Source organism: Hymenobacter glacialis, from assembly GCF_001816165.1.
Taxonomy (GTDB): domain Bacteria; phylum Bacteroidota; class Bacteroidia; order Cytophagales; family Hymenobacteraceae; genus Hymenobacter; species Hymenobacter glacialis.
Genome location: NZ_MDZC01000053.1, coordinates 38308 through 48883, shown reverse-complemented (window position 1 = coordinate 48883; position 10576 = coordinate 38308). Strand labels below are relative to the sequence as shown.

At 61.2% G+C, this 10576-nt stretch carries 9 protein-coding genes; 7 read left to right on the top strand and 2 right to left on the bottom strand.

All coding sequences use genetic code 11. The features are described 5' to 3' along the window. Positions 1-599 (top strand): murein hydrolase activator EnvC family protein (locus tag BEN48_RS07335; RefSeq protein WP_141764581.1); only part of this gene is annotated, 599 nt, incomplete at its 5' end. A gap of 282 nt (positions 600-881) precedes the next feature. Here BEN48_RS07335 and BEN48_RS19075 read toward each other — a convergent pair. Further along, the gene (locus tag BEN48_RS19075; RefSeq protein WP_070733944.1) at positions 882-1826 is read right to left on the bottom strand and encodes a GAF domain-containing DNA-binding protein; all 945 of its coding nucleotides are present in this window, start codon (positions 1824-1826) and stop codon (positions 882-884) included. A 286-nt stretch (positions 1827-2112) separates the two neighbouring features. Between BEN48_RS19075 and BEN48_RS20070 the strand changes: the two genes are divergently transcribed. From BEN48_RS20070 to gatA, 3 genes are read left to right on the top strand one after another with little or no spacing between them, the layout of a single operon-like run. Then, on the top strand, positions 2113-2502 hold the full coding sequence (locus BEN48_RS20070) for a Sec-independent protein translocase subunit TatA/TatB (RefSeq protein ID WP_070733943.1): 390 nt from the start codon (positions 2113-2115) through the stop codon (positions 2500-2502). Positions 2503-2516: 14 nt separating this feature from the next. Further along, positions 2517-2996 (top strand): Sec-independent protein translocase subunit TatA/TatB, encoded by a 480-nt coding sequence (locus tag BEN48_RS20065; protein ID WP_083320850.1) that lies wholly within the window; start codon positions 2517-2519, stop codon positions 2994-2996. Positions 2997-3027: 31 nt separating this feature from the next. Next, positions 3028-4458, top strand: coding sequence for an Asp-tRNA(Asn)/Glu-tRNA(Gln) amidotransferase subunit GatA (gene gatA, locus BEN48_RS07315; protein WP_070733942.1), 1431 nt, complete (start codon positions 3028-3030; stop codon positions 4456-4458). A gap of 22 nt (positions 4459-4480) precedes the next feature. On the opposite strand, the gene BEN48_RS07310 is transcribed toward gatA, so the two are convergent. Beyond that, complete coding sequence (locus BEN48_RS07310) at positions 4481-4816, bottom strand: hypothetical protein (protein WP_125932522.1); 336 nt, start codon at positions 4814-4816, stop codon at positions 4481-4483. A gap of 436 nt (positions 4817-5252) precedes the next feature. On the opposite strand from BEN48_RS07310, the gene BEN48_RS07305 reads away from it, so the two are divergent. The 3 genes from BEN48_RS07305 (at position 5253) to ruvA (ending at position 10552) form a co-directional block, all read left to right on the top strand. Then, positions 5253-7415 carry a LysM peptidoglycan-binding domain-containing protein gene (locus BEN48_RS07305; RefSeq protein ID WP_070733940.1) on the top strand — a complete coding sequence of 721 codons (2163 nt, stop codon included), beginning with the start codon at positions 5253-5255 and terminating at the stop codon, positions 7413-7415. A 115-nt stretch (positions 7416-7530) separates the two neighbouring features. Next, positions 7531-9801 (top strand): NADP-dependent malic enzyme, encoded by a 2271-nt coding sequence (locus tag BEN48_RS07300; RefSeq protein WP_193408662.1) that lies wholly within the window; start codon positions 7531-7533, stop codon positions 9799-9801. A gap of 145 nt (positions 9802-9946) precedes the next feature. Then, positions 9947-10552: a Holliday junction branch migration protein RuvA gene (gene ruvA / locus BEN48_RS07295; protein WP_070733939.1), complete on the top strand. Its 606-nt coding sequence runs from the start codon at positions 9947-9949 to the stop codon at positions 10550-10552. Positions 10553-10576 lie beyond the last annotated feature (24 nt).

The following is a 10576-nucleotide window of genomic DNA, read 5'->3' as shown; positions in this document are numbered from 1 at the left end:
CGGCCGCCGCGCGCAGTGCGGCCGAGGGCACCACCCGCGCCCGCCGCGACCCGGAAACTGCCGCTGCCAGCGCCGCCGACAACGCCACGGCCGCCCCCGAAAACGACGCGCCCGAAACCGCCGCCGAAGCCGCCGCCGACCGCCGCGCCGTGCGCATTGCCCTTACCCCCGAATCGGCGCTGCTCTCGTCCTCCTTCTCCGGCAACAAAGGCCGCCTGCCCTGGCCCGTGAGCCGGGGCTTTATCAGCCAGCGCTTTGGGCGGCACCCGCACCCGGTGCTGCGCAATGTGACCGTGGAAAACCGCGGCATCGACATTCAGACTGGCGCCGGCGAATCGGTGCGCTCCTGCTTCGACGGCAAGGTGCTTACCATTGCCAACATTGCGGGCATGAACACCATCGTCATGATTCAGCACGGCGATTTTTTCACGGTGTACGCCAAGCTGCGGTCTGTGACGGTGCGCGAAGGCCAGCGCGTGAGCGCCAAAGAAGTTATCGGCACGGTAGCTACCGACTCCGAAGGTACCTCCGAAGTGCAGTTTCAGGTGTGGCACAACTCCTCCAACCTGAACCCGCAAAGCTGGCTGGGGCACCGCTAGGCCCAGGGCTTAGGCCCCATTGCAGTAGCTGCCGGGCCTAAGCCCATGCGAGTGGTTTTTGCTCAAAAAAAAACCCGCGCCAAAGGTGCGGGTCTTTCTGAGCTATGAAAACAAACTTAGCTGTCGGCAGCAGCGGCTACTAGCCTACTGCAATCGATAACCGACTCAAAGGTGGGGTATTCGGCAGGGCAATGCCCGGGCATCTCGGCGAGTAGCGCCGTTTTCACGGCGAATGAAAGCCTGGGCTAGCTACATGCAAAAAAGCACTGGCGGCCCGGTGCGCTACACCAAATTCAGCCTTCCCAGCAAGCCTGGTTTGTATGAACTTCCGATGGGGACCCGCACCGGTCCGCGGCTTAGCACGGCGTCGCGCACGCCGTCGAGCAAGGCCGCATCGGCTTCGATGGCCACGATGCGGTCGAGCCGCACAATGTACTTGCGGTGCACGCGGGCAAAGTCCCGAACCGGCAGCTTGGTTTCGAGGTCCTTCATGGTGCCGTATACCGTGAACCGCTCGCGCGTGGTGTGCAGGTTCACATAATCGCCCATGGCCTCCACGTACTGCAGGTCGGCGGTGGCAATGCGAACCAGGCGCTGGTCCTGCTTCACAAAGATTTCGGTGCGGTTGTTTGCGTACAAGGCATCGCCGGCATTGTTGGCCATGCGCAGCACGCCGTCCAGCTTCTGGCGCTCGTCGTCGAGCTGCAGGCGGGTGCGGCGCAGGTCTAAGTGGGCCATCACCTGGCGGGCCAGGATGCGCAGGGCCTCGCGCTGGTCTTCGGTGAGCTCGCGGGGCACGGTGTCGAGGGTGCAGAGCGTGCCCAAGGGCTGGCCTTCGGGCGAGAGCAGCGGCGCGCCGGCGTAAAAACGGATGTTGGGGTCGCCGGTCACGAGCGGGTTCTCGGCAAAACGCAGGTCGGCAGTGGCGTCGCTTATTTCGTACACATCGGCCGAGCGCATGGCGTAGTGGCAAAATGCGTGTTCGCGGGGCGTTTCCTGCACCTCGAGTCCCACCCGGGCCTTGAACCACTGCCGCTCCCCGTCGAGAAGCGAAACCAGCGACATGGGCGTGCCGCAAATGAAAGCGGCAAGCTGCGCGATGTCGTCGAATACCTGCTCCGGGTCGGTGTCGAGCACCTGATAGCTATGAAGGGCCTCCAACCGTTCGGGCTCGTTTACTTGGCGCAGGGCAGAATCGGCGGGAGTGGCGCGTTTGGTGTTTTTCACAACGTAACAAAATGGAAAGGTTGGGGACCTTTAGTAAATAAGGCAGCGTTCACGAAATATGCAGTATAAAGATGCAGTATAACAAAGCTAACTCCTCTGTAGATGAGGATGGCCCGTAGTTTGGTCCAGCTTTGGTCGCGGCGCGGCCAAATAACCCGATTCATCTCCAAAGGACTGGCTTTAACGCGCCAAACTCCAATAACTGGTATCTTTGAGACTCCAAATTGTGTTGGACTGCGTATATCCTCTTTTATCATCCTAACTGGGCCCAGGCGCCCGTCTTCACATGCATCATCCCTTGTTTCTAATCGGCAACTTCGGCACCACCGAAATCCTGCTTATCGTATTTGCCATCGTCTTGTTGTTCGGTGCTAAGCGCATCCCCGACTTGTTCAAGGGCATGGGCCAGGGCATCCGCGAGTTTAAGGACGCCAGCAAGGTGGCAGAAACCGAGCAGCCGCAGTACCGCGACCAGCCCATGGCTCCTCCCGTGCAGCCGCCTTACCAGCAGCAGGGCTACCAGCAGCAAGGCTACCAGCAACAGGGTTACCAGCAGCAGCCAAACGCGCCGCAGCAGCAAGGCTACCAGCAGCCAAATGCACCGCAGCAGGGCTACCAGCAGCAGGTGCCCCCCGTTTACAATCCCAACGACCCCACCACCCAGCCGCGCCAGTAGCACCTTTCTGAGTCATGCAAATCCCTTTCATTCTCTTCCTGGGCGATGTCGGTGGTTCTGAGCTTATGCTCATTATGGTCGTTATCCTCATTTTCTTCGGTGCCAACAAGATTCCGGAACTAGCCCGGGGCCTCGGCAAAGGCATCCGTGAGTTCAAGGACGCCAGCACGGAAATCCGCAAAGAGTTTGAGCAGGCCGGCCAGCCCGCTCCCCAGAACTACGCGCCGCCGCAGCCAACTGCCTACGATACGCCCAGCCTGCACACCGACCCCACGGCCGAAACCGGTTCCGGCTTCGACCCCTGGGCGGCTCCGGCTACGGCCTCGGCGTTCCCCACGGCCGATGCCGATTACTCGCACGACGAGCCCAAGGCTGAAGACGCTACGCTGGCCGCTGAGCTGCCCGTTGCGCCCTCCTTGCCGCCCAACCTGGCGCCCGATGGCACCCAGCCCCGCCAGCCCTACATCCCGGCCTCGTCGAATCCAAACGTCTAACGCCTGACCGGCCACCTAATCTGCAAGTAGTTTGAAGCGGTTTCATTCTTTATCCGAAGTTCGCAACGAGCTGTCGGTAGGCACCACGTCCTGCCGGCAGCTCGTTGAGTATTATCTGGGCAACATCGAGCGCCAGAATCCCACCCTCAACGCCTTTTTGGAGGTGTGGCCCGACGAGGCCCGCGCCCAAGCCGACGCCGTGGACGCCAAGCTGGCTGCCGGCACGGCCGGCCCACTGGCTGGCATGGTCATCGGCCTGAAAGATGTGCTGGCCTACGCCGGGCACTCGTTGCAAAGCAGCAGCCTGATGCTCGACGGCTTTAAATCGCTGTTTACCGGCACGGCCGTGCAGCGCCTGCTCGATGCTGATGCCATTCTCATTGGCCGCCAGAACTGCGACGAGTTTGCCATGGGCGGCTCGAATGAAACGTCTTATTTTGGCCCGTCCCGCAACGCTGCCGACCCTGAGCGCGTGCCCGGGGGCTCGTCGGGCGGTTCGGCGGTGGCCGTGCAGGCCGACATGTGCCTGGCTTCCATTGGCTCCGATACGGGCGGCTCGGTGCGCCAGCCGGCGGCTTTCTGCGGCGTAATTGGCCTGAAACCCACGTACTCGCGCATTTCGCGGTACGGCTTGGTAGCGTTCGCATCGTCGTTTGACCAGATTGGGCCCATCACCCGCTCGGTGCAGGACGCCGCGCTGCTGCTGGAAGTAATGTCCGGCCCGGATGGCATGGACAGCACCGCCAGCCAGCGCGAGGTGCCCGCCTACAGCCAGCAGCTCGCGCCCGCGCCGCACTACCGCATCGGCTACATTGCCGATGCCGTGGACAACGCGGGCCTCAACCCGGAGATAAAAGCAGCGCTGGAAACCCAGTTGGACATACTGCGCGGCCAGGGCCACGTAGTGGAAGCCGTGGAGTTTCCGTACCTGGATTTCATGATTCCGACCTATTACATCCTCACCACCGCCGAAGCCAGCTCCAACCTAGGCCGCTTTGATGGGGTGAAGTACGGCTACCGGGCCCCGGACGCCACCGACCTGGAATCGCTCTACAAGAAGAGCCGCGCTCAGGGCTTTGGGGCCGAAGTACAGCGCCGCATCCTGCTCGGCACCTTCGTGCTCAGCGCCAACTACTACGACGCTTACTACACCAAAGCCCAGCGCGTGCGCCGGCTGATTAAGGAAAAAACCGACGAGCTGCTGCGCCAGTACGACTTCCTGGTGCTGCCCACCACGCCCACCACGGCCTTCAAAATCGGCGAGAAGCAGGACCCGGTTTCTATGTACCTGGCCGACATTTTCACGGTGCAAGCCTCCCTGGCCGGCGTGCCCGCCATCTCGGTCCCGATAGGGGAGGACACGGCCGGCCTGCCCATTGGCTTGCAGGTGATGGCCGGCGCCTTCCGGGAGGCCGAATTGCTGGCCTTTGCCGGCGTGCTCACGGAAGAGGTAGTGGCTTAAGACAAGCCGCAGTTCGGGGCGTTTAGTCGTTCCGGTCTATTCCGCTCACGGTGATAACATTGCTGCGGTCGATACTGATATCGTACTGGTAGCACGTGCTGATGTCCGTGGTTTTAACGTAGTTGGTGTTGTTTACGGTAATCGTGAATGTGACCTGCCCGGGCGCGTAGTTGGCATACGCTGACGATGTGCCCGGGTCGACGTTGTTGATGTTAACGGTGTTGCCACCGGAGGTTTTTACCTGGACACTGGCTTTTTGGGTGCCGTTGTTGGTGATGCGTGCGCGCGGCTCCTCGTCTTTGCACTTATTGCAGCCGCTTACCGCAAAGGAGAAGAGCAGGATGCTAGCTGCAGGCATTAGAACTTTTCCAATTTTCATGATGGTGCCGAGGCTCTGTTGGTTTCTGAGAAAGAATGATAAAACTGTTAAAACAGGCCTAAATGTACTCCTTTTCTATATAAATCGTGTCCACAAAGGGTGAATAGAAAAAATACCAGTAGCAAAATTTCCGGTAGCCAAATGACTAGTGTAGTCGCTAAAGTACAATGCGGCGCAGTTAGGAAATACAATAAAAAAAAGAAAAGCGACCGGGCTTCTGTATTTGTGATTCTTGCCTCTTATTCAGCCCGCTGACCAGTTGCTAAGCGCGAGCCGGTCTCCGCTCCATCCTGCTGGTTAGACGGGCTCTTAATTTGTGCTTTCAGGCATTTGCCGCTTGGCCGTGCTGATGGAATGCGAAAAATTGTGAGCCCGTACTTATACAAGTTCTTTACCCTTGCCCTATCTTAGTGCTATGAAGCAAGGGATTAAGCGTGTGAAAACCATCCGGAGCAGCCGCTGGTTGCTGGCTCTGGTGCTGCCTTGGCTGCTGTTTGAAACAACAGATTCTAAGGCCCAGCAGGTACCTAAATCGGGGGGGAGGAACCCCGCAAATTCCACGATGCCAGCACTGTTGGGCGACAGCTTGCGGATTAACCTCGAACTGCAGCCCGACTCGCTGGTGGCCGTTTTCGTTGACCCTATGGCCATCGACTCGGCCCGGCTGGAGTGGCTGCGCACCCCGCCCACCTTGCGCGACCTGGTGTGCGACCGGGTGAGCTGTTTCGAAACCGATGTGCCGCATCAGTTCAACAACGCGGTGATGTCGTACGTCACGCTCTTCACGGCCCGCAACCGCAGCTACATGCAACGGGTGCTGGAGCGCGAGAACCTGTACTTCCCTCTTTTCGAGAAATACCTCAAGCAGTACAACCTGCCCACCGACCTGAAATACCTGGCCGTGGTAGAATCGGCGCTGATACCCACGGCCAAGTCGCCGGTGGGCGCCACCGGCCTCTGGCAGTTTATGGGCCCTACCGCCGGAGACCTGCGCCTGAAGCGCGACGAATGGATAGACGAGCGGATGGCACCCGAAAAAGCCACGGAAGCCGCCTGCAAGCACCTACGCTACCTCTACGGCGTGTTTCACGACTGGGAGCTGGTGCTGGCGGCCTATAACTGGGGCGCGGGCAGCGTGCAGCGCGTAATGCGCCGCACCGGCAAGAAAACCTTCTGGGACCTGTACCCCCACATGCCGGCCGAAACGCGCAACTACGTGCCCACCTTCACGGCCATTATGTACAGCATGAAGTACGCCGATTCCCACGGCCTGCGCACTGCTACCCTTAATTACCAATATGCCGAGCCCATGGACACGCTGGGCGTGCGCGGGCAGGCCTTCGACTTGCGGCGCCTGAGCCAGGCCTGCGGCTACGAAGACTCCATGTACCTGAGCAAGTTCAACCCCGAGCTGCGGCGTGCGGCCCTGCCCGCGGGCTACCGGCCGTACGTGGTGCGGTACCCGACAGCCGCCGCCGTGCATCTGGGCGATGTGGACCGGGCTACTTTGCTCGACTACTGCCAGCCCACGGCCGCGCTGCCGTTGCCGCTGGCCTTTATGCCACCGCGCTTGGATGGCGTGGAACCGTGGGGCAACCGCCAACTGTTGGCCGCCACCCAGGGCCCCCGGGTTAGGGATGAAGCCGCCGCGCCGAAGTTCCGGCGAGTGCCCCATAAAGTACGCCGGGGCGAAACGCTGGCTGACCTGGCGGAGCGGTTTGACGTGAGCCAGGCCCAGATTCGCCGGTGGAACGAGCTACCCAAAGGCCAGGCGTTGAAGCCAGGCAAGCAGCTGGTGGTGTTCGTGCCCGTGCCCGTGGCAGCCCCGCTTGCCCCCAAAGCCCCGCTCGAAAGCATGGCCCCCGCGGTTGTTGCGGTGGCAGCGCGGCAGGTGGGCGGCGTGTCGGCAGAAGTGGCAGCGGCCCGCAAGGTTCAGGCCGAAGCAAATGCCCAAGAAGTAGCCCGGCTGCAGGAAATTGCCCGGCAGGAAAAGGCCCAGGAGGCCCGGTTGGTGGCCATGCGGCAGCGCCAGGCCATCAAGCAGGCTGCGGCCGATGCGCAGGCCCGCGCTGCTGCCAAGCGCGTGGCCTCGCCCGTGAAGGACAAAGAAGAGACTGTTGCAGCCGCGGCAGTACCTGCTGCCGCGGCCGACACTGAGGCCACAGGAGCACCCGCAGCTGCTGAGCAAACGGGTGCTTCCTACACCGTGCGCAAGGGCGACAACCTCACCAAGCTGGCCCGCGAGCGCAACGTGAGCGTGGCGCAGCTGGTGGCCTGGAATAAGCTTGCTTCCGAGAAAGTGGAGGCCGGGCAGCGGCTGGTGTTTGGGGAGCCTGCCGAGGACGAGGCAGCCCCGGAGGCCGTGCGCCTGCCTGCCAGGGCAGCCAGCAAAGTGGCCGCCGCAAGCCCCCTGCGGCCTGCATTGGAGAAACCGCAGGTGCACCTGGTGCAGCCGGGCGATACGCTGTTCAACATCTCGCGCCGCTTCAAGGTGAGCGTGCAGCTGCTGCGCGAGTTTAATAAGCTGACTTCTGACGAAGTAAAGCTGGGTCAGAAGCTGCTGGTGCCCCAGAGCTAAGCGCCTGCCTTGCCGCCAGATATAAAATAAACGCGGCCGTGCCAAGCATTTCGCGTTAATTTCGCCCTACACGGCCGCGCTGCCCGCGCGGCCGTTTCTTTTTTCGAATGTCCCGATGCTGAAAATAAACAAACAGGATGCCCTGAACTACCACTCCCAGGAGCCCGCTGGCAAGCTGGAAGTGGTGCCCACCAAGCCCATGAGCACGCAGCTCGATTTGGCCCTGGCGTACTCGCCGGGCGTGGCCGAGCCGTGCAAGGCCATTGCCGAGAACCCCGACGACGTGTACAAGTACACCGCCAAAGGCAACCTGGTGGCCGTGATTACCAACGGCACGGCGGTGCTGGGGCTGGGCAACATTGGCCCGGCGGCCAGCAAGCCGGTAATGGAAGGCAAGGGCGTGCTCTTCAAAAAGTTTGCGGGCATCGATTGCTTTGATATTGAGATTGACGCCGAGGACCCGGACGAGTTTATCCGCATTGTGAAGGCGCTGGAGCCCACCTTCGGCGGCATCAACCTGGAAGACATCAAGGCGCCGGAGTGCTTCCGGATTGAGACGGAACTGCGGGAGAAGATGAACATCCCGCTGATGCACGACGACCAGCACGGCACGGCCATCATCACATCGGCCGCGCTGCTGAACGCGCTGGAAGTGGTGGGCAAGAAAATCGACGAAATCAAAGTGGTGGTGAGTGGGGCCGGGGCCGCGGCGGTGTCGTGCCTGCGCCTGTACCTGGCGCTGGGTCTTAAGAAAGAGAACGTGGTGGTGTTCGACAAAGACGGCCTCATTCACGAGCGCCGCACCAACCTGGCGCCGCTGCAAATGCAGTTTGCCACCACCCGGGCCATCAACAACCTCGACGAGGCCATGGAAGGTGCCGACGTGTTCCTGGGCCTTTCGGCGGCCAACGTGCTGCCCGCCGGCCTGCTGCTGCGCATGGCCGCCAACCCCATTGTGTTTGCCCTGGCCAACCCCGACCCCGAGATTAGCTACCAGCTGGCCATGGCCACGCGCGACGACATCATCATGGCCACCGGCCGTTCGGACCACCCCAACCAGGTGAACAACGTGCTGGGCTTTCCCTACATTTTCCGGGGCGCGCTGGACGTGCGCGCTACCGAAATAAACGAGGCCATGAAGCTAGCCGCCGTGCACGCACTGGCCGAGCTGAGCAAGGAGCCCGTGCCCGAAATTGTGAACAAGGCCTACGGCGACAACACGCTGTCTTTTGGCCCCACGTACCTGATTCCCAAGCCGCTCGACCCGCGCCTCATCACCACCATTAGCCCGGCGGTGGCGCGGGCGGCCATGGAAAGCGGCGTGGCCCGCCTGCCCATCACGGACTGGACGGCCTACGAAGACCAGCTCCGCGCCCGCCTCGGCGTAAACCAGAAGCTGATGAACCGCATCACCTCGGCCGCGCGGGCCAACCCGAAGCGGGTGGTGTTTGCGGAAGCCGACAACTACAAAATCCTTAAAGCCGCCCAGATTCTGCGCGACGAAGGCATCTGCACGCCCATTTTGCTGGGGCCGCAGGAGACCATCGAAATCATTGCCCGGGCCAACAGCCTGGACCTGGAAGGCTGTGAAATCATCAACATTCTCAAGCAGGACGAGAAGCGCAGCGAGTACGCGGCCATTCTGTATGAGAAGCGGCAGCGCCGGGGCATGACGCTCTACGAAGGCCGCCGCCTGATGCGCGAGCGCAACTACTACGCCGCCATGATGGTGGAAACCGGCGAGGCCGACGCCTGCATCACCGGCCTCACCAAGGACTACGGCAAGAGCATTATTCCCTCGCTGCAGGTTATTGGCACCGAGGACGGCGTGCGGCGCGTGGCTTCCATGTACATCATTCAGCACAAAAAAGGCCCGTATTTCTTCGCCGATACCACCGTGAACATCAACCCCACGGCCGAGGAGATGGTAGAAATTATTGGCCTTACGGCGCGGGCGGTGCGGTTCTTCGACACCGAACCGCGCATGGCCGTTGTCAGCTATTCCAACTTCGGCTCCAACGCCGGGCCGCTGCCCGAAAAGACGCGGCGGGCCACCGAGCTGGCCAAGCAACGCTTCCCGGACCTGCTCATTGACGGCGAGATGCAGGCCAACGTGGCCCTGAGCCCGCAGCTGCTGCAAGAGCACTACGGCTTCTCGCCCTTGGCTGAGAAAGGGGCCAACACGCTGATTTTCCCCAACGTGGAGTCGGGCAACATTGCCTACAAAGTGCTGCAGGAAATAGGCGGAGCCGAGGCCATTGGGCCGGTGCTCATGGGCATGCGCAAGCCGGTGCACATTCTGCAGCTCGGGGCCACGGTGCGCGACATCGTGAACATGGCCGCCATTGCGGTGGTGGACGCACAAATGGGCAGCAAGGCGTTGTAGTAGTTCAGCACCACGGTATTTCAAGAGTTGGCTGCTTCTGCATTTCACCCAAAATTTTAGCTGAAAAGCCGGCAGATTTGGGAAGTAAAAACCCGCCGTTGGTGTTGCCTAGCTACAGAAAACTCGTTCCATTTTATTCCGGTTTATGATTGCCTACCTCGACGGTAAACTCGCTTACAAAGACGCCACCCTGGCCATTGTCGACATCCTCGGCGTGGGCTACGAAGTCCGGATTTCGCTGGCCACTTACTCCAAGCTGCCGGCAGAGGGCGCGGCTACCAAAATCTACACCTACCAGCACATCAAAGAAGATGGCCAAACGCTCTACGGCTTCCTGGACCCCAACGAAAAAGCGCTGTTTATGCTGCTGATTTCGGTGTCGGGCATCGGGCCGGGCACGGGCATTGTGATGGTGAGCAGCATGAGCGTGGGCGAAATCCGCGACGCCATTGTGAACGAAAACGTGCGGGCCATCCAGAGCATCAAAGGCGTGGGCCCAAAAACCGCTCAGCGCGTGATACTGGAGCTAAAAGACAAGCTGCGCAAGGACGAACTGCTGGCCAAAGCCGGCGTGGACACCGTGCCGCTGGCGCGCCAGCACAATACGCGCCGCGCCGAAGCGTTGCAGGCCCTGGTTACCCTGGGCTTTGCGCGGGCCGCCGCCGAGAAGCAGCTGGACCAAATCCAGCACAAGCACGGCGGGGAGCTAAGCGTGGAGGAATTGATTAAATTTGCTTTGAAATCGCATTGAGTCGGAGCGTTTCCGAGCTGTTAG